General features: G+C 65.9%; 18 protein-coding genes. 9 read left to right on the top strand and 9 right to left on the bottom strand.

The features are described 5' to 3' along the window. Positions 1-35 precede the first annotated feature (35 nt). Positions 36-458, top strand: coding sequence for a nucleoside-diphosphate kinase (gene ndk, locus U1839_RS04910; RefSeq protein ID WP_332802543.1), 423 nt, complete (start codon positions 36-38; stop codon positions 456-458). 7 nt (positions 459-465) lie between these two features. Here ndk and U1839_RS04915 read toward each other — a convergent pair whose 3' ends face one another. From U1839_RS04915 to purM, 4 genes are read right to left on the bottom strand one after another with little or no spacing between them, the layout of a single operon-like run. Then, on the bottom strand, positions 466-1,137 hold the full coding sequence (locus U1839_RS04915) for a hypothetical protein (RefSeq protein ID WP_332802544.1): 672 nt from the start codon (positions 1,135-1,137) through the stop codon (positions 466-468). Next, the gene (locus U1839_RS04920) at positions 1,134-1,511 is read right to left on the bottom strand and encodes an MmcQ/YjbR family DNA-binding protein (protein WP_332802545.1); all 378 of its coding nucleotides are present in this window, start codon (positions 1,509-1,511) and stop codon (positions 1,134-1,136) included. Before U1839_RS04920 ends, U1839_RS04915 begins: the two co-directional genes overlap by 4 nt. Next, positions 1,508-2,077 (bottom strand): phosphoribosylglycinamide formyltransferase, encoded by a 570-nt coding sequence (gene purN, locus U1839_RS04925; RefSeq protein WP_332802546.1) that lies wholly within the window; start codon positions 2,075-2,077, stop codon positions 1,508-1,510. The genes U1839_RS04920 and purN overlap by 4 nt, the downstream gene beginning before the upstream one ends. Beyond that, positions 2,070-3,176, bottom strand: coding sequence for a phosphoribosylformylglycinamidine cyclo-ligase (purM, locus tag U1839_RS04930; RefSeq protein ID WP_332802547.1), 1,107 nt, complete (start codon positions 3,174-3,176; stop codon positions 2,070-2,072). Before purM ends, purN begins: the two co-directional genes overlap by 8 nt. 61 nt (positions 3,177-3,237) lie before the next feature. Here purM and U1839_RS04935 point away from each other — a divergent pair, with 61 nt between their 5' ends. From U1839_RS04935 to U1839_RS04950, 4 genes are read left to right on the top strand one after another with little or no spacing between them, the layout of a single operon-like run. Continuing rightward, on the top strand, positions 3,238-4,488 hold the full coding sequence (locus U1839_RS04935; RefSeq protein WP_332802548.1) for a heavy-metal-associated domain-containing protein: 1,251 nt from the start codon (positions 3,238-3,240) through the stop codon (positions 4,486-4,488). After that, entirely contained in the window at positions 4,485-5,120 is a 636-nt protein-coding gene (locus U1839_RS04940; protein ID WP_332802549.1) for an HdaA/DnaA family protein, read from the top strand. Before U1839_RS04935 ends, U1839_RS04940 begins: the two co-directional genes overlap by 4 nt. Next, entirely contained in the window at positions 5,117-7,294 is a 2,178-nt protein-coding gene (locus U1839_RS04945; protein WP_332802550.1) for an RNA degradosome polyphosphate kinase, read from the top strand. Before U1839_RS04940 ends, U1839_RS04945 begins: the two co-directional genes overlap by 4 nt. A 6-nt stretch (positions 7,295-7,300) precedes the next feature. Beyond that, positions 7,301-8,794: a Ppx/GppA phosphatase family protein gene (locus U1839_RS04950; protein ID WP_332802551.1), complete on the top strand. Its 1,494-nt coding sequence runs from the start codon at positions 7,301-7,303 to the stop codon at positions 8,792-8,794. Position 8,795: 1 nt separating this feature from the next. On the opposite strand, the gene rnd is transcribed toward U1839_RS04950, so the two are convergent. Then, complete coding sequence (gene rnd, locus U1839_RS04955; protein ID WP_332802552.1) at positions 8,796-9,974, bottom strand: ribonuclease D; 1,179 nt, start codon at positions 9,972-9,974, stop codon at positions 8,796-8,798. A 183-nt stretch (positions 9,975-10,157) separates the two neighbouring features. Between rnd and aspS the strand changes: the two genes are divergently transcribed. Then, entirely contained in the window at positions 10,158-11,975 is a 1,818-nt protein-coding gene (gene aspS / locus U1839_RS04960; RefSeq protein WP_332802553.1) for an aspartate--tRNA ligase, read from the top strand. A gap of 117 nt (positions 11,976-12,092) precedes the next feature. After that, complete coding sequence (locus tag U1839_RS04965; RefSeq protein WP_332802554.1) at positions 12,093-12,872, top strand: polyphosphate kinase 2 family protein; 780 nt, start codon at positions 12,093-12,095, stop codon at positions 12,870-12,872. Between the two features lie 360 nt (positions 12,873-13,232). Here the strand turns inward: U1839_RS04965 and U1839_RS04970 are convergent, their stop codons facing one another. Next, positions 13,233-13,709: a hypothetical protein gene (locus tag U1839_RS04970; protein ID WP_332802555.1), complete on the bottom strand. Its 477-nt coding sequence runs from the start codon at positions 13,707-13,709 to the stop codon at positions 13,233-13,235. Positions 13,710-13,757: 48 nt separating this feature from the next. Continuing rightward, positions 13,758-14,393, bottom strand: coding sequence for a carbonic anhydrase (locus U1839_RS04975; protein WP_332802556.1), 636 nt, complete (start codon positions 14,391-14,393; stop codon positions 13,758-13,760). A 68-nt stretch (positions 14,394-14,461) separates the two neighbouring features. Here U1839_RS04975 and lipA point away from each other — a divergent pair, with 68 nt between their 5' ends. Continuing rightward, a complete protein-coding gene (gene lipA, locus U1839_RS04980; RefSeq protein ID WP_332802621.1) occupies positions 14,462-15,385 on the top strand; it encodes a lipoyl synthase in 924 nt (307 codons plus the stop codon). Position 15,386: 1 nt separating this feature from the next. Continuing rightward, the gene (locus U1839_RS04985) at positions 15,387-15,860 is read left to right on the top strand and encodes a type II toxin-antitoxin system RatA family toxin (RefSeq protein WP_332802557.1); all 474 of its coding nucleotides are present in this window, start codon (positions 15,387-15,389) and stop codon (positions 15,858-15,860) included. Here U1839_RS04985 and U1839_RS04990 read toward each other — a convergent pair. Next, positions 15,806-16,342, bottom strand: a complete 537-nt coding sequence (locus U1839_RS04990) for a CinA family protein (RefSeq protein ID WP_281124374.1) — start codon at positions 16,340-16,342, stop codon at positions 15,806-15,808. The two genes, U1839_RS04985 and U1839_RS04990, sit on opposite strands and share 55 nt — an antisense overlap. Positions 16,343-16,355: 13 nt before the next feature. Further along, the gene (locus U1839_RS04995) at positions 16,356-17,504 is read right to left on the bottom strand and encodes a bifunctional 2-C-methyl-D-erythritol 4-phosphate cytidylyltransferase/2-C-methyl-D-erythritol 2,4-cyclodiphosphate synthase (protein WP_332802558.1); all 1,149 of its coding nucleotides are present in this window, start codon (positions 17,502-17,504) and stop codon (positions 16,356-16,358) included. Positions 17,505-17,593: the final 89 nt, after the last annotated feature.

The raw sequence follows: 17,593 nt of genomic DNA on the forward strand, positions 1-17,593 counted from the left end.
CCGCCATTTCTCATCACAAGGAGCGAGCGACCGCCATGGCCGTCAATCGTACGTTTTCGATCATCAAGCCCGATGCCACCCGCCGCAACCTGACCGGCGCGGTCACCAAGATGCTCGAGGAAGCCGGCCTGCGCGTCGTCGCTTCCAAACGCATCCAGATGACCGAAGAGCAGGCCGGCGGCTTCTATGCCGTCCACCGCGAGCGCCCGTTCTTCAACGACCTCGTCCAGTTCATGATCTCCGGCCCGGTCGTGGTGCAGGTGCTCGAAGGCGAGAATGCCGTGCAGCGCAACCGCGACATCATGGGCGCGACCAACCCGGCCAATGCCGAACCCGGCACGATCCGCAAGGAACTCGCCGAGTCGATCGAAGCCAATAGCGTCCATGGTTCGGACTCGGACGATAATGCCGCGATCGAGATCGCCTATTTCTTCAAGCCGGAAGAAATCGTCGGCTGAAGCCCCGTTAGCCGGCCGGCTTGAGGCGTGCCCATGCCGCCTCGAGCCGCGCCGGCGTGGCATTGCGGTCGCTCAGCATCAGGCCGCGCATGTGAAGTTCGCGGCCACCCAGGATGCCCAGCGAACGCGTGCCGGCGACCCAGCCGATCTCGTAGATTGCGCGATCGGTGCGTTTGACGTCGCCGTCCCACCACGTCGCGGTCAGTATCACGGGCAAGCGCCCCTGATGAACCTTGTCGCTGAGCTTGAGTAGCGCGCTACCAAACCACGAACTCTCGATTTTTGGGCCAAGCAGGCCGCTTTGCGGTGTGATCCCGAGCGCCTGCGGGAACGTCACCTCGACGTCTTTCAGAGGATGTGCCGGGTCGGCCAGCGTCATCGAAGCGCCGTCCTGCGACAGGGTAGCGGTAATCGTCACCAGCGTGTGCGCCTTGCTCGCGCTCACTTGCTCGGCCTGTTTCTCGGCGACATCGGCGCGCCGGTCCGCCCAGCTCATCCACAGGCTGATCGCGGCGATGATCAGGCCGGCAACGCCGACCAGTTCGGCGAGCGAGACCCAGCGGCGCCGGGTTTCCGCCGCCGCCGCACGCTCGATGGCCTGCTCGACCGATGTCATTGCCGGCTCCGGCAACGGTGCAGGGGGCAGTTCGGGTGTTTCGGTCGGGGTCTCGGCGTTCATCGTCCACCCATTTCGAGCAATCGTCGCGGGGCGACCATTTCCCAGCTTGTCGCGATACGGTCTCCAACACGGTCCCAGTCGGTGTCGTCGCGATCGAGCCGCATCGCCACCCAGCCCGAGGGGCCGAGATAGGGCGGACTGAAGTAGCAATCGGGATCCAGCTCGATCAGCATCGCCTGTTCCTCGCGACCGCTGGTCTTGACGATCACGACGGTCTCGCCGTCGTCATGATGATTGTGCCAGAAATAGGTGAAGAACTTGCGCTTCTCGATCAGGAAGCCGGGCGAGCCGTGCGACAATTTCTCGATCGTGCCGGGCAGCGCGAGCGCCAGCGCGCGGACCTTTTCGAGTGGCAGGCTGGGATCGGGGCTCATCGCGTGACGAAGTCTGCCAGAATCTGCGGGTAAAGGCGATGCTCCGCGGCAAGGACGCGGTCCGCCAGCGTGTCGGCGGTATCGTCGGGCAGCAACGGGACTTCGCCCTGGCCAAGCACCTCGCCGCCATCGAGCTCCTCGGTCACGACATGCACCGAGCATCCCGCCACCGCGTCGCCCGCCGCGATGGCGCGGGCGTGCGTGTCGAGGCCCTTGTATTTGGGCAGCAACGACGGATGGATGTTGACGATGCGGCCGCGCCAGCGCGCGACGAAATCGTCCGACAGCAAGCGCATATAGCCGGCCAGCGCGATCGTCTCGACCTGCGCGTCGTGCAGCGCGCGGTCGATCGCCGCCTCATAGTCAGCCTTGGTCATTCCCTTTGGCGATAGCGCGAAGGTCGCGATGCCATGCTCGCGCGCCCAGACGAGCCCGGGGGCATCGGGCTTGTCCGACGCGACGATGGCGATGCGGAATGGGGCGGTCGCGTGCGTGGCGGCATGGGCGAGCGCCATCATGTTGGAGCCGCGCCCCGAAATCAGGACCCCGATATTCGCCTTAGCCATGGTGGGTGGCGGACCAGGCGCCGCGACCGCTCCAGACTTCGTCGCCGCCGCTGACCGTGCAACCGCGCTCGCCGTCGGTCACCGTACCGATCGCAAACACCGTCTCGCCCGCGGCTTCCAGCGCAGCGGTAACGTCGGCGACCTCGTCGCGCGCCACGATTGCGACCATGCCGATCCCGCAATTGAAAGTACGCGCCATTTCGTCCGGCTCGATCTTGCCCTGCGCCTGGAGGAAGGCCATCAGCCGCGGCTGCGGCCATGCGCCGGCGTCGATCATCGCGTGCGTACCCTTGGGCAGGACGCGCGGGATATTTTCGAGCAGCCCGCCGCCGGTGATGTGCGCCAACCCCTTGAGCCGCTTGTCGCGCACCAGCGGCAACAGGCTGCGCACGTAAATGCGCGTCGGGGCCATCAAGGCGTCGATCAGCAAGACATCCTGGTCGAACAGCGCCGGGCGATCGAGCTTCCAGCCTTTGTCCGCCGCGAGACGGCGCACGAGCGAAAAGCCGTTCGAATGCACACCGCTCGACGCCAGCCCGAGGACCACGTCACCCGGCGCGATATGCTGCCCGGTCAGGACGCGATCGCGCTCGACCGCACCGACACAGAAACCGGCGAGATCATAATCGTCGGCGGCGTACATGCCGGGCATTTCCGCCGTCTCGCCGCCGATCAGCGCGCAGCCGGCCTGTTTGCAGCCCTCGGCAATCGAGGCGACGACGCGCTCCGCCACCGCCGCGTCGAGCTGGCCCGTGGCATAATAGTCGAGAAAGAACAGCGGCTCGGCGCCCTGGACGATCAGGTCGTTGGCGCACATCGCGACGAGATCGATGCCGACGCCATCGTGACGCCCGCTGTCGATCGCCAGCTTGAGCTTGGTGCCGACGCCGTCATTGGCGGCAACCAGCAACGGATCGACGAAGCCGGCCGCCTTGAGATCGAAGAAGCCGCCGAACCCGCCAAGCTCGGCATCGGCGCCAGGCCGGCGCGTTGCCTTGGCGAGCGGCGCAATCGCGCGCACCAGCGCGTTGCCGGCCGCGATGGAAACGCCCGCCTGGGCATAGGTGTAGGGCGCGTCGTCCCGATTGATATCGCTCATTCCGTCCGCCTAGCCACATCGCGCTTGGATTTCCACGTCTGCTTCGCCAAAAGGGCCGCGCATGCCTACCCGTCGCTTTTCCGGACCCCTCGGCCTCGTCGTCGCCCTGCTGCTCGCCACGAGCGGTGGGATAGTGCTCGCGCAGGCGGATGACGGCGTCGAGAAGAACTCGCCCTTCGACAGCTCGGGCAGCTACGAGGTCGATGGCGTGCAGGTGGATGTCACCGGCAAGGACGCCAATGCGGCACGCTATGCCGGCTGGCGGCTCGCACAGCGCAAGGGCTGGCAATTGCTGTCGCAGCGGCTCGGTGCGGGCGGCGGCTCGCTGTCTGACAGCACGCTCGATTCGATCGTGTTGGGGATTGTCGTCGAGGACGAGCAGATCGGCCCCAACCGCTATATCGCCCGGCTCGGCGTGCTGTTCAGCCGCGCGCGCGCCGGCTCGATCCTCGGCGTCTCGTCGGAGACGTCGCGCTCGGCGCCGATGCTGTTGCTGCCGATCGAATGGTCGGGCGGCGCACGGATCAGCTTCGAGCAGAAGACCGAGTGGCAGGACGCATGGACCCGCTATCGGACCTCGAACAGCGCGGTCGATTATGTTCGTCCCGCCGGCACGGGTCCCGATGCCCTGTTGCTCAATGCCGGCCAACAGACCCGCCCGGGACGCGGCTGGTGGCGTACGATTCTTGATCAATATGGCGCATCCGACGTTCTGATTCCCGTGGTCAAGCTCTATCGCCAGTGGCCGGGCGGCCCCGTCGTCGGCGTGTTTCAGGCGCGACACGGCCCCGACAACCGGCTGATTGCACAGTTCAGCCTGCGCGTCGGCAATGGCGATTCGCTGCCGGTGTTGCTCGATGAGGGCGTGAAGCGGCTCGACGAGATTTTTCAGGCTGCATTGCAGAACGGCCAGCTCTCCCCCGATCGCGGTCTCGCCGCCGGGCGTCCGATGGTTCCGACGCCAACCCCCAGCGCGACAGCCACCGAAGACGCCGCCACAACGGGTGCCGACCAAACGACGGTGGCAGGCGCGACCGTGACGATCCAGTATGATTCGCCCAGCGTCAATTCGGTCAACGCGACCGAGGCGGCGCTGCGCGGTACGCCCGGCGTCAGGTCCGCGGTAACGACCAGCCTGGCGTTGGGGGGTATTTCGGTGATGCGCGTCGGGTTCGACGCCGACCTGGCCGTACTGCGCGCCGAACTCGAATCGCGCGGCTGGATCGTTGTTGGGAGCGGCACGACCTTGCGGATTCGTCGCCCGCTGCCGCCGCCCAATCTACCCGCCACGGACAATGTGACCGGGGGATGAGCCAGTATGCCCTGCCGCTCGATTGGCCGGCGGACCCTCGGGACGACGAATTTCTGATCAGCCCGTCCAATGCCCGTGTCGTCCACCAGCTCGAGCACTGGAGCACCTGGCCGGTCATGGCGGTGCTGCTCGTCGGGCCGCGCAAGTCGGGCCGCAGCCTGCTGGCGCGTATCTTCGCGGCGAAAAGCGGCGGACAGCTGATCGACGATGCCGAACGCCAGTCCGAAACGACGATCTTCCATGCCTGGAACCATGCGCAGGAACTTCGACGCCCGCTGATCGTCGTGGCCGACGCACCGCCGCCGGAATGGAAGATCAAGCTGCCCGACCTGCGCTCGCGCCTCGCCGCGACGCCCGTTGCGCGGATCGAACCGCCCGATGAGGAATTGATGCACGCGCTGTTCGAGCGACTGTTCCTGCGTCGCGGGCTCGACGCGCGGCCCGAACTGATCCAATGGCTGATCCTGCGTATCGAGCGCAGTCATGTCGCGCTGCTCCGAACGGTCGATTTGCTCGATCAGGCGGTGCTCCAGCGACACAAGCGCTTGTCGATTCCGCTCGCACGCGTCACATTGAGCGAGGCCGGATTGATCGCCCCGCGATCGACCGACCCCGAAGCCGAGGCCCCATGACCCGCCCCGCCCGACTTTCGCGACTCGACCAGGATGATGATCCGTTCGCCAATGGCGAATCGGGCGAGCGCTATTTCAACCGCGAGCTGTCCTGGCTCGCCTTCAACCGCCGCGTGCTCGAGGAAGCGTGCAATCCCGCGCATCCGCTGCTCGAACGGGTACGCTTTCTGTCGATCTCGGGCTCGAACCTCGACGAGTTCTTCATGGTGCGGGTCGCCGGGCTCAAGGGCCAGTTGTCGCAGGATGTTGACCGGCGCTCGGTCGACGGCCTGACCTCGTCGCAACAGCTCACCGCGATCGTCGCCGAGGCCGACGCGTTGGTGCAAAGCCAGCGTGGCGTGTGGCGCGATCTGCGGCGCGAGCTGGTCGATGCCGACATCCATGTACTCGGCTCGCGGACCATCGACCAGTCGCTGCACGGTGACGAGCCGGCCTGGCTCGAAAAGCATTTTCGCGAGCAGATCTTTCCGATCCTGACCCCGCAGGCGCTCGACCCGGCGCATCCGTTTCCGTTCATGCCCAACAAGGGGCTGGCGGTGATGTTCGACCTCGTCCGGCTGTCGGACGACGAGCCGATTCGCGAACTGGTCATGCTGCCCGCCGCGATGCCGCGCTTCGTCCGCCTGCCCAATGCGCCGGCGCGTTACGTCGCGGTCGAATCGCTGGTGAAGCGTTTCTCGTCACTGATTTTCCCGGGCTACGTCGTAGATGGCGGCGCCGAATTCCGCGTGCTGCGCGACAGCGATATCGAGATCGAGGAAGAAGCCGAGGATCTCGTCCGCTACTTCGCCAATGCGATCAAGCGGCGGCGGCGGGGCAGGGTGATCCGCCTCGAACTCGAAGCCGGCATGCCCGAGACGCTCGGCAAGGCGCTGCGCGACGAACTGGGTGGCGCCAACGCCTTCGTGACCGAAAGCGGCGCCTTTCTCGGTGTCGGTGATCTCGAAGCGATCGTCGAGGAGGATCGCCCCGACCTCAAATTCGTTCCCTTCACGCCGCGCTTTCCCGAGCGGATCCGCGAATTCGGCGGCGATTGCTTCGCGGCGATCAAGGCCAAGGACATCGTCGTCCACCACCCCTACGAAACCTTCGAGGTGGTGCTGGCCTTTCTGCGCCAGGCCGCAGCCGACCCCGATGTCGTCGCGATCAAGCAAACGCTCTACCGCGCCGGCAAGCAACCGGCGGTGATCAACGCGCTGATCGCCGCCGCCGAGGCAGGCAAGTCGGTGACCGCCGTGGTCGAGCTGAAGGCGCGTTTCGACGAGGAGCAGAACCTGCTCTGGGCGTCCGCGCTGGAACGTGCCGGCGTGCAGGTCGTCTATGGCTTCATCGACTGGAAGACCCACGCCAAGGTCTCGATGGTCGTGCGCCGCGAGAACGGCCAGTATCGCACCTACTGCCATTTCGGGACCGGCAACTATCATCCGATCACGGCGAAGATCTATACCGACCTCAGTTTCTTCACCGCCGATCCTCGCATCGGTCGCGATGCCGCGCAAATGTTCAACTACATCACCGGTTATGTCGAACCCGAGGACATGACGCTGATGAGCCTCAGCCCGCGCGACATGCGCACGCGGCTGATGGGGCTGATCGATGCCGAGATCGCCTTTGCGCGCGCCGGCAAGCAGGGCGCGATCTGGGCCAAGATGAATTCGGTGGTTGACCCCGCCGTGATCGAGAAGCTCTACGAGGCGAGCAATGCCGGGGTCGAAATCGACCTGGTCATCCGCGGCATATGCTGCCTCAGGCCCGGTGTTCCCGGCATGTCGGAAAACATCCGCGTGAAGTCGGTGATCGGACGTTTTCTCGAACACAGCCGGATCTGGGCGTTCGGCAACGGCAAGGCGCTGCCCAATGACGGCGCGAAGCTGTTCATTTCCTCGGCCGACTGGATGCCGCGCAATTTCGATCGACGGATCGAATATATGCTACCGATCGAGAACCGCACCGTGCACGATCAGGTGCTCGACCAGGTGATGGTCGCCAACCTGATCGACAATGAGCAAAGCTGGGAACTGCACGCCGATGGCAGTTACGTTCGCGTCGAGCCGGGCGACACGCCGTTCAACCTGCACCGCTACTTCATGACCAACCCGTCGCTCTCCGGTCGCGGCGCCGCGCTGGCCACCAGCGGCACGGTCCCGGAACTATCGCTGCGGCGAAAGCGCTAAGGCGACATGGCAACATTATTGTTCCGCAAGCCGCGTGGCGACGCCACCGTCGAGCCACGCACCGGGATTATCGATATCGGGTCGAATTCGATCCGCCTCGTCGTCTACCAGGGCCCCGCGCGTCTGCCGTCGGTGCTGTTCAACGAAAAGGTCATGGCCGGCTTGGGCCGAGAGCTCGCTGTCACCGGCGCGATCGGCACCGATGCCCTTGCCCATGCCGATGCCGCCCTCGGGCGCTTCGCGGCGGTCGCGCGCGAAATGGAATTGACGCGTTTGCGCACCGTCGCGACCGCCGCCGTGCGCGACGCGTCGAACGGGCAGACGCTGCTCGACATTGCCACGCGGCACGGACTGGACGTCGAACTATTGTCGGGCGAGCAGGAAGCGCTCGCTGCCGGCCAGGGGGTGCTCTCGGCGATCCCCGACGCCGATGGCATCGTCGGTGATCTCGGCGGCGGCAGTCTCGAACTGATCCGCGTGTGGGAAGGCCACATCCAGGACCGCATTTCCTTCCCGTTCGGCGTGTTGCGCATCGGCACGCTGCGCAAGGGGCAGGGCGCGCTCGATCGTCAGGTCGCCAAGTCGCTCAAGGCGGCGGGATGGGAAGGGCGCGGCGAAGGGCTGCCGCTCTATCTCGTCGGCGGATCGTGGCGTGCGCTAGCGCGGCTCGACATGCATCTCAACGACTATCCACTACCCGTCATCCATCAATATAGCCTGACGCAGCACGAGATTGCGCGGCTCGGCCGCACGATCAGTCACGTTCCGAAAAGCGCCCTGCGCGAAGTGCCGGGGCTGTCGTCGGGCCGCGCCAGCACCCTGGGCGATGCCGCCGCGCTGCTCGCCGCATTGGTCAAGCATCTGCACAGCGAAACGACGATCGTCTCCGCCTTCGGTCTGCGCGAGGGGCTGTTATACGGTGCGCTCGACTCAGCCACGCAGGCACTGGATCCGCTGATCGTCGCGACGCGCGACGAGGGGCGCCGCGCCGGGCGCTTTGCCGAGCATGGCGACCTGCTGGAGCAGTGGATCGCACCGCTGTTCGCCGAGGATGACGCGGAAGCGGCGCGGTTGCGCCACGCCGCCTGCCTGCTGGCGGATGTCGGCTGGCGCGCCAACCCCGAATTCCGCGCCGAGCGCGGCATGGAAATCGCGCTGCACGGCAACTGGGTGGCGATCGATGCCCGCGGCCGCGCGCTCGTCGCGCAGGCGCTGTTCACCAGCCTGGGCGGCGGCGCCGAGAGCCCGGCGCCGCTCGGCGCGCTGGCGCCGCATGACGAACTGGCGCGCGCGGTCGATTGGGGGCTCGCGATGCGGCTGGGCCAGCGGATGAGCGGCGGGCTCGCCGGCCCGCTGCAACGCTCGCGGCTCAGTGACGACGGCAAGTTCCTGTCTCTGCACCTCCAGGGGATGGACAGCACGCTGTACGGCGAAGCGGTCGAACGACGCCACAACGCGCTCGCCACGCGCCTCGACCGCAAGGCCCTGCTGGTCGCGTAGATCAGACCGCCGCGTCGGCGGTCCGCGTCATCTTGAGTTTGCCGCCAATCACCGTGAAGGCGAGTCGCCCCTCGACCAGATCGAGCGCGTCGCGGCCGAACTGGTCGAACCGCCAACCGCTGAGGATTGCGAGGCCGTCGCGCTGACCGGCGGCGAGCGCTTCCAGTTCCTCGGTCCTTGCGAGCAGCCGCGCCGCGACATCGATGTCGCGCGAGCGGATCTTGAGCAGCAGCTTGAGCAGGTCGGCGACAAGCGCGCCATCCTTGCCGAGCCCGGGCTTGCGGTCGTCGCGTGCCGGCATTTCCTCGGCGCTCATCGGCTTGGCATCCTCGAGCGCCGCCATCAGCCGCGCACCGATATCGTTCTGCGCCCAGGTCGCCGAAAGGCCGCGCACGCGCGCGAGATCGGCCTGTCGCTTGGGTGGATGACCGGCGAGATCGGCCAGCGTCTCGTCCTTGACGATGCGACCGCGCGGCAGATCCTTGCCCCGCGCCTCGAGCTCGCGCCACCGCGCCAGTGCCTTGAGTCGCCCGAGCACCTCGGGCTTGCGCCCGGCAATGCGCACGCGCTTCCAGGCGACATCGGGGTCGTTGGCATAGTTGGACGGATCGCCGAGTCGTTCCATTTCGATGTCGAGCCACGCGCCGCGTCCGGTCGAGCGCAACCGGTCGAGCATCTTGGGGAAGATCTTGGCCAGATGGGTGACGTCGCCGATGGCATATTCGATCTGCCGCGCGTCGAGCGGGCGGCGGCTCCAGTCGGTGAAGCGTGCGCCCTTGTCGACCTGGATGCCAAGAAACGAATCGACCAGGTTCGAGTAGCCGACCTGCTCGCCTTGCCCCAGCGCCATGGCGGCGACCTGGGTGTCGAACAGCGGATAGGGCGTCTTGCCGGTCAGGTTATAGATGATTTCGAGGTCCTGCCCGCCGGCATGGAAGACCTTGAGGACATTGTCATTGGCGACGAGCAATTCGAGCAGTGGTGCCAGATCGAGCCCGGGCGCCATCGGATCGATCGCCGCCGCCTCCTGGGTATCGGCGATCTGGATGAGGCAAAGCTCGGGAAAGAACGTGCTCTCACGCATGAACTCGGTATCGACGCAGACAAAGTCGGCATCGGCAAGCCGGGTGCAGAGATTGGCGAGGGTGGCAGTGTCGCTGATCAGCGGATGGATATGCATCACGGCCCCATAGCGATAGTAGCGCGCCTTGACAAAGGCGTGTCTGACGGGAAAGCGCAGGCGCCATTCACCTACCTCGTCATGCCGGCGAAAACTGGCATTTCATGGGGAGGTCGCGCGCCTTGAGGCACGATATCCCGGCGTTCGCTGGGGTGACGTTATTGAGAGATTAGAGACCACGCCATGCATCCGTATCGTACCCACACTTGCGCCGCCTTGACCGCCGCCGACGTCGGGCAGGAGGTCCGCCTGTCGGGTTGGATCAATCGCACACGCGAACATGCCAATGTGCTGTTCGTCGATTTGCGCGACCATTATGGCATCACCCAGATCGTCGTCGAAACCGGCTCCGCGCTGTTTCCTGTTGTGGACGCCGCGGGCCCCGAGTCGGTGCTGACCGTCACCGGCAAGGTTTCCGCGCGTTCCCCCGAGACCCAGAACCCCAAATTGCCGACCGGCGAGATCGAAATCTTTCCGAGCGCGATCGTCGTGCAGTCCTCGGCGGAGCGGCTGCCGCTGCCGGTGTTCGGCGACGCGGAATATCCGGAAGACGTTCGTCTGAAGTATCGCTTCCTCGATCTGCGGCGCGAGCGGCTCCACGCCAACATCATGCTGCGCAGCCAGGTGATCAGCTCGATCCGCCAGCGCATGATCGGCCAGGGCTTCACCGAGTTCCAGACCCCGATCCTGACCGCCTCCTCGCCGGAAGGCGCGCGCGACTATCTCGTGCCGAGCCGGGTGCATCCGGGCAAGTTCTATGCGCTCCCGCAGGCGCCTCAGATGTTCAAGCAGCTGCTGATGGTCGCCGGCTTCGACCGCTATTTCCAGATCGCGCCTTGCTTCCGCGACGAAGACGCCCGCGCGGACCGCAGCCCCGGCGAATTCTACCAGCTCGATTTCGAGATGAGCTATGTCACGCAGGACGACGTGTTTGCGGCGATCGAACCGGTGCTGCACGGCGTGTTCGAGGAATTCGCCAACTGGCAGGGCAAGGGGCGCACCGTCTCGGCGCTGCCGTTCCAGCGTATCCCGTACCGCGAATCGATGCTCAAATATGGCTCCGACAAGCCCGATCTGCGCAACCCGCTGCTGATCACCGACGTGTCCGAGCTTTTCAAAGGCTCGGGCTTCGGCCGTTTCGCATCGATCGTCGAGGGCGGCGACGTGGTCCGCGCGATTCCCGCACCCGGCACGGCCGAGAAGAGCCGCAAGTTCTTCGACGAGATGAACAGCTGGGCGCAGAGCGAGGGCTTTGCCGGCCTCGGTTACGCCACGCGCAAGGCCGGCGTGTTCGGCGGGCCGATCGCCAACAACCATGGCGAAGAAGGCATGGCGAAGATCGCCGAGGCGCTTGGTCTCGGCCCCGATGACGGTGTGTTCTTCGCCGCGGGCAAGGAAGCGCAGGCCGCCAAGCTGGCCGGTCTGGCGCGCACGCGCGTCGCCGAGCAGCTTTCGCTGATCGACCAGAGCCGCTTCGAATTCTGCTGGATCGTCGACTTCCCGATGTTCGAATATGACGAGGAAACCAAGAAGGTCGACTTCAGCCACAACCCCTTCTCGATGCCGCAGGGCGAGATGGCAGCGCTGGAGACGATGGACCCGCTCGATATCCTCGCTTACCAGTATGACATCGTCTGCAACGGCGTGGAGCTGTCGTCGGGCGCGATCCGCAACCATCGCCCCGAGATCATGTACAAGGCGTTCGAGATTGCCGGCTATACCCAGCAGGATGTCGACACCAATTTCGCCGGCATGATCAACGCCTTCAAGTTCGGGGCGCCGCCGCATGGCGGCTCGGCGCCAGGCATCGACCGCATCGTCATGCTGCTCGCCGACGAGCCCAATATCCGCGAGGTGATCGTCTTCCCGATGACGCAGAAGGCCGAGGATCTGATGATGGGCGCGCCCAACTTCGCGACCGCCAAGCAGCTGCGCGAGCTCAACATCCGCGTTGTTGACCAGCCGGGTGCGGCCAAGGCCGCGGCGCCCAACGCGGGCTGAACCATTCTTCGTCACCCTGAACTTGTTTCAGGGTCCATGCGCGATCATTAGCGACAAGCGCGCGGCATGTGATCGCGCATGGATGCCGAAACAAGTTCGGCATGACGAGGTGCGTTTATGACGATCGACCTGAAGAACCACGAAGCCGGCACGCCCTATACCGGCGACTACGCCGCCGACCTCGCCAAGCTGCAGAAACGTCTCGCGCATATTCAGGTCGCGCATATCGTCCACCAGCGCCGCGCCGTGGTGATGTTCGAGGGCTGGGACGCGGCGGGGAAGGGTGGTGCGATCCAGCGCCTGACCTCGGAATGGGACCCACGTTATTACGAAGTGTGGCCGATCGGCGCGCCGACCGCGGAGGAGAAGGGTCGCCATTTCCTGTGGCGGTTCTGGACTCGGCTGCCGATGAACGGCGACATCAGCGTGTTCGATCGCAGCTGGTATGGCCGCGTGCTGGTCGAGCGCGTCGAGGGCTTCGCCAGCGAGGCCGAGTGGAAGCGCGGCTATGACGAGATCAACGAGTTCGAGGCGCAGCAGGCGGATTCGGGCACGACGATCGTCAAACTGTTCATGCACATCACGCAGGCCGAACAGGACCAGCGTCTCAAGGATCGGCTCGACCATCCGTGGAAGCGCTGGAAGACCGGTGCGGAGGATTATCGCAACCGCGCGCGGCGCGCAGACTATCTCGCCGCCATGGCCGAAATGTTCAAACGCACCGACACACGTTGGGCGCCGTGGACGGTGATCGACGGCAACAACAAGGAGGCGGGGCGCATCGCCGCGCTGACCGCGATCGCCGACCGGCTCGAAGCCAATGTGTCGATGGAACCGCCGCCGATCGACCCGGCGGTCGAGAAGATCGCGCGCAAGGCGCTCGGTCTGGGCGATTAGAGCAACGGGTCCGCGACGCCGATTCAAACTTGGCTGATTGTGCGTGAGTGTGTCGCCGACGCAGTTGCGTCTTAGCCACCATGCTCTTTGACATCGTTATTATGAGTGAGCGCAGTCATCTACTGACGCGAATCTTCACCCGGCAGCGGCGTTGCGCTCCCCTGCTACGAAGGCCATTCTACCCTGCTTATTTTAGCAGGGCAGACGGCCCTTAAACGCTTGAAAAATAGCAGAGAAAAGTTGCGAAAATTAGCGCGAAAATCGGCAGCCCCGCGATGAACCGAAATTCGGCGCGACGTGAGCCGCTTTCGCGGGGGTGGCTAGAGTCCCCGACCGTCGGTTACGTCGTCCTCGTGCAGTTCACACCCACAGCAGAACGCAGGGCAACACCGCGCCCGCGATCAGCATGAGGATCGACACCCGCCGCGTCGCGCGGTTGTTGAGCGCGATCGTTACGCCGAGCAGCGTCGATACGATCAGCCCGATCGCCATCAGCACGACGAAAATCTTGAGCGGCAAGGGCGAAGGGCGCTTGGCCGGAGCCGGGGCCTTGACCGCAGGAGCCGCATCGTGATCGTGATCGTCGGCGCCTGCCGCGGCGGGCACCGGCGCTGCTGGCTTGGGCGCAGCATGCTTCTCGCGCGGCGGCGCCTGGTCCTTGTGGACGGCGGCGACCCACACCATCCAGGTCGGCGGTGTCCCGCCCCAGCCTTTTTCCTCGTTCAGCCGAAAGGTCTGCAACGCGCCGCTGATCGAAAAGAGCAGGATCGCAGGCGCGAGAAACACCCCGATATAATGATGATATTTGCGGAGCGCGCGCTGGGTCTGGGCTTTCATGCCGACCTGCCTAAGAGTGGCATGGTCGAGGGGCAAGCCCGGATCGGCTCAGAGCGGGGCGGGCGCGAACCTTCCCTCGTCGTCCATCAGGTGCAACACGCCGTCGCTGATCGCGAAATAGGCGCCGCGCAGCTTCAGCGTCCCGGCCGCTTCGCGTTCCGGGATGCAAGGAAAGGTGCGCAGATTGGCCAGCGAGACGCGCACGGTCTCGTGTTCCAGCTCGCGCAAGCCCCCAGGCCCCTCACCGAATTCGTCGATGATCCGATCGCGCGCCGCATCGAGCAGATCCATCCAGTGATCGATGAAACCGCCCGCGCCGGGCGCGGCCCCGCGAAAGCGCTGGGTCATCGCCGCCGCGACGCCGCCGCACGAGCCATGCCCCATCACGACCACCTCACCGACCTCGAGCTGCGTCACCGCAAACTCCAGCGCCGCCGACACGCCGTGGCGCCCGCCGCCGAGTTCGAACGGTGGCACGAGATTGGCGACGTTGCGCACGACGAAAATCTCGCCCGGCGATGTGTCGAAGATCTGCGCGGGATCGACCCTGCTGTCGGAACAGGCGATGACCATCACCTTCGGGCTCTGCCCTTCGCTCAATTCTGTCCAGCGACCGCGCTGCCGCGGCCAGTCATCGCGCCGGAAGCGCTGATACCCGGTGAGGAGTTCGTTGAAGTCGGCCATGGCCGCTCCTTTGCCAATCCGTGCGGGGGCTGGCAAGCGGCCACGCCAGTCGCTATCTGGCGCGGATCATGACCGAGATCGCCCCGCTCGCCCCGACCGCGCCACGCCAGCGCAAGCCCGACTGGATCCGCGTCAAGGCGCCGACCTCGGTCGGCTTCGCCGAGACCAAGGCGCTGATGCGTCGCCTCAATCTCGCGACGGTGTGCGAGGAAGCGGCATGTCCGAACATCGGCGAGTGCTGGACCAAAAAGCACGCCACGGTGATGATCCTCGGCGACACCTGCACGCGGGCCTGCGCCTTCTGCAACGTCAAGACCGGCATGCCGCGCGCGGTCGACGCGCTCGAGCCGCAGCACACTGCCGATGCCGCCGCCGAGCTTGGCCTCGAACATATCGTCATCACCTCGGTCGATCGTGACGATCTCCCCGACGGCGGCGCATCGCAATTCGTCAAGGTGATCCAGGCGCTGCGCCGCACGACGCCCAAGACGACGATCGAGATCCTCACGCCCGATTTCCGCAACAAGGCGCAGGCCGCGGTCGAGGCGATCGTCGAGGCCGGGCCCGACGTCTACAACCACAATCTCGAAACCGTGCCGCGGCTCTATCCGACGATTCGCCCCGGCGCGCGCTACTACGCCTCGCTGCGGCTGCTCGAATCGGTCAAGCGGCACGACCCGTCGCTGTTCACCAAGTCGGGCATGATGATGGGGCTGGGCGAGGCACGCATGGAAGTCCACCAGGTGATGGACGACATGCGCTCGGCCGATGTCGATTTCCTGACGCTCGGCCAATATCTACAGCCGACACCGCGCCACGCCAAGGTGATCGACTTCGTCACCCCGCAGGCGTTTGACGCCTATGCCGCGATCGCCCGCGCCAAGGGCTTCCTGCTCGTCGCCAGCTCGCCGCTCACCCGGTCGAGCTATCATGCCGGGGACGATTTCGCGAAGCTGCGAGCGGCGCGCGAGGTCAAGCTCGGAAAGGCCTGACATGCCGCGCCACAGCGAGACGCGCCGGCTGCCCTACACGCCCGAGCAGATGTTCGACATGGTCGCCGACGTCGCGCGTTATGCCGAGTTCCTGCCCTGGGTGACGGCGGTGCGCGTGCGCAACGACAGCCCGACCGAGATGGTCGCCGACCTGATCGTCGGCTTCAAGGGGCTGCGCGAAACCTTCACCTCGAAGGTCGGCAAGACGCGGCCGAACGCCATCCACGTCGACTATCTCGACGGCCCGCTCAAATATCTGCGCAACGACTGGCAGTTCCGGCCCGACCCGGCCGGCTGCCAGGTCGATTTCAGCGTCGATTTCGAGTTCAAGAACCGCATGTTCGAAATGCTCGCCGGCCAGGTATTCGGCTCGGCACTGCGCAAGATGATCGGCGCCTTCGAGGAACGCGCCGCGGTGCTCTACGGCGCCGGCGAATCAGGCATCAGCAGTTCGAGCGCGCACAGCGCCGCCTGAAGCCGCACGCCGCCGCGACCGAGATCGCCGAAATGCCGCCGGTCGGCCACGACCTGCCCTGGATCGGCATTCTTCTCGGCGCGGGCGAACACCACTGTGCCCACCGGCTTCTTCTCGCTGCCACCATCCGGGCCGGCAATGCCGGTGATCGCCACCGCGACATCGGCGCCGCTGACCTCGAGCGCACCCTGCGCCATCGCCCAGGCGGTCGCTACCGAGACCGAGCCGAAGGTTTCGAGCACGTCGTTGCTGACCTTGAGCAGGTCCATCTTGGCGCCATTTGAATAGGTGACGAACCCGGCATCGAGAATTTCCGACGAGCCGGGAATCTCCGTGATCGCCGCCGCGACGAGCCCGCCGGTGCAGCTCTCCGCCAGCGCGATCGTGCGGCCGATCGCGCGGTTCGCCTCGACGACGCGCCGCGCGGCATCCACCAGCGCGGTGGGCAGGATCGTGTCGGCCTTGACCGGGTCGCTCGTCATGATGCGGTTCTTCCTAAACGGCCGGAACCCGGACGGTTGCCACCGCCTGGGCCGCGATTCCTTCGCTCCTCCCGGTAAAGCCGAGCTTCTCGGTCGTCGTTGCCTTGACGCTAATCCGAGCGATTGGCAGCTGCAACAGGTCCGCGATCCGCGCGCGCATTGCGTCGCGGTGCGGTCCGATCTTCGGCGCTTCGCAGATCAGCGTGAGGTCGATGAAATCGATGGTGCCGCCCTGCGTCGCGACCAGCCCGGCGGCGTGCTGAAGAAACTTGGCCGAGTCGGCACCACGCCATTGCGGGTCGCTCGGCGGGAAATGCATGCCGATGTCGCCGGCGGCGATCGTGCCGAGCAACGCGTCGGTGATGGCATGGAGCGCAACATCGGCGTCGCTATGCCCCGACAACCCCTTGTCGTGCGGGATCAATATCCCGCCGAGCCACAATTCCTCGCCCAGCTCGAGCCGGTGGACATCGTAGCCGCTCGCGCTGCGCGAGACGAGCGTGCCGCCATGGCGCGCCTCGGCGGCGGCGAAATCGGCGGGATGGGTGATCTTTTCGAGCATCATATCTCCCTCGACCAGGGCGACCGTGCCGCCGGCCGCGCGCAGCATCTGCGCGTCGTCGGTCGGTTCGTCACCCTGCCAGTTGCGATGGGCAGCGAGAATATCGGCGAAACGGAACGCCTGCGGCGTCTGGACGCGGTGCAAGCCATCGCGCGGCACCACCGCGCCGAGCGCTCCATCGCCGCGCACCAAGGTATCGGCAACGGGCAAAGCGGGCACGGCACCCGGATCCCGCGTCAGCGCCGCGATCAGCCGATCGATGACAGCGCCGGGGACGAACGGGCGTGCAGCATCATGGATCAGGACATAGTCGGGCGCGTCGGCAGCGAGCGCCTCGAGGCCGTTACGCACCGACATGCGCCGGCTCGCACCGCCCGGCACTTGGCGCACGTCGCCAACCGCATCGTGCAACAGGCTTTCCTGCCCCGCGCCGATCGCAACCAGCACCTCGTCGATGGCGGGATGGGCGGTCAGCGCGGCATGGCTGTGCGCGATCATCGGCTTGCCCGCCAAGGCGGCGAACTGCTTGGGAAGGGCGGCGCCGCTTCTGACGCCCTGTCCGGCGGCAACGATCAGCGCGGCAATGCGGGGCGGCGTCATGCCGCTCGCCTAGCCCAAGGCCGCGTCGCCCGCCAGCCTTGCCGCGTTGGCGTTGCTCGCCTATAGGCTGCCCGTTTTTCAGGCAGACC

Source organism: Parasphingomonas halimpatiens (assembly GCF_036663795.1).
Taxonomy (GTDB): domain Bacteria; phylum Pseudomonadota; class Alphaproteobacteria; order Sphingomonadales; family Sphingomonadaceae; genus Sphingomonas.

Bases quoted from the DNA above. Each gene is read 5' to 3' on its own strand.
- lipA (WP_332802621.1), top strand. From the start codon at position 14,462: ATGACCGAGATCGCCCCGCTCGCCCCGACCGCGCCACGCCAGCGCAAG.
- U1839_RS04995 (WP_332802558.1), bottom strand. From the start codon at position 17,504: ATGACGCCGCCCCGCATTGCCGCGCTGATCGTTGCCGCCGGACAGGGC.
- U1839_RS04915 (WP_332802544.1), bottom strand. From the start codon at position 1,137: ATGAACGCCGAGACCCCGACCGAAACACCCGAACTGCCCCCTGCACCG.
- U1839_RS04965 (WP_332802554.1), top strand. From the start codon at position 12,093: ATGACGATCGACCTGAAGAACCACGAAGCCGGCACGCCCTATACCGGC.
- U1839_RS04975 (WP_332802556.1), bottom strand. From the start codon at position 14,393: ATGGCCGACTTCAACGAACTCCTCACCGGGTATCAGCGCTTCCGGCGC.
- U1839_RS04990 (WP_281124374.1), bottom strand. From the start codon at position 16,342: ATGACGAGCGACCCGGTCAAGGCCGACACGATCCTGCCCACCGCGCTG.
- aspS (WP_332802553.1), top strand. From the start codon at position 10,158: ATGCATCCGTATCGTACCCACACTTGCGCCGCCTTGACCGCCGCCGAC.
- ndk (WP_332802543.1), top strand. From the start codon at position 36: ATGGCCGTCAATCGTACGTTTTCGATCATCAAGCCCGATGCCACCCGC.
- rnd (WP_332802552.1), bottom strand. From the start codon at position 9,974: ATGCATATCCATCCGCTGATCAGCGACACTGCCACCCTCGCCAATCTC.
- U1839_RS04945 (WP_332802550.1), top strand. From the start codon at position 5,117: ATGACCCGCCCCGCCCGACTTTCGCGACTCGACCAGGATGATGATCCG.
- U1839_RS04950 (WP_332802551.1), top strand. From the start codon at position 7,301: ATGGCAACATTATTGTTCCGCAAGCCGCGTGGCGACGCCACCGTCGAG.
- U1839_RS04985 (WP_332802557.1), top strand. From the start codon at position 15,387: ATGCCGCGCCACAGCGAGACGCGCCGGCTGCCCTACACGCCCGAGCAG.
- U1839_RS04970 (WP_332802555.1), bottom strand. From the start codon at position 13,709: ATGAAAGCCCAGACCCAGCGCGCGCTCCGCAAATATCATCATTATATC.
- purM (WP_332802547.1), bottom strand. From the start codon at position 3,176: ATGAGCGATATCAATCGGGACGACGCGCCCTACACCTATGCCCAGGCG.
- U1839_RS04940 (WP_332802549.1), top strand. From the start codon at position 4,485: ATGAGCCAGTATGCCCTGCCGCTCGATTGGCCGGCGGACCCTCGGGAC.
- purN (WP_332802546.1), bottom strand. From the start codon at position 2,077: ATGGCTAAGGCGAATATCGGGGTCCTGATTTCGGGGCGCGGCTCCAAC.
- U1839_RS04920 (WP_332802545.1), bottom strand. From the start codon at position 1,511: ATGAGCCCCGATCCCAGCCTGCCACTCGAAAAGGTCCGCGCGCTGGCG.
- U1839_RS04935 (WP_332802548.1), top strand. From the start codon at position 3,238: ATGCCTACCCGTCGCTTTTCCGGACCCCTCGGCCTCGTCGTCGCCCTG.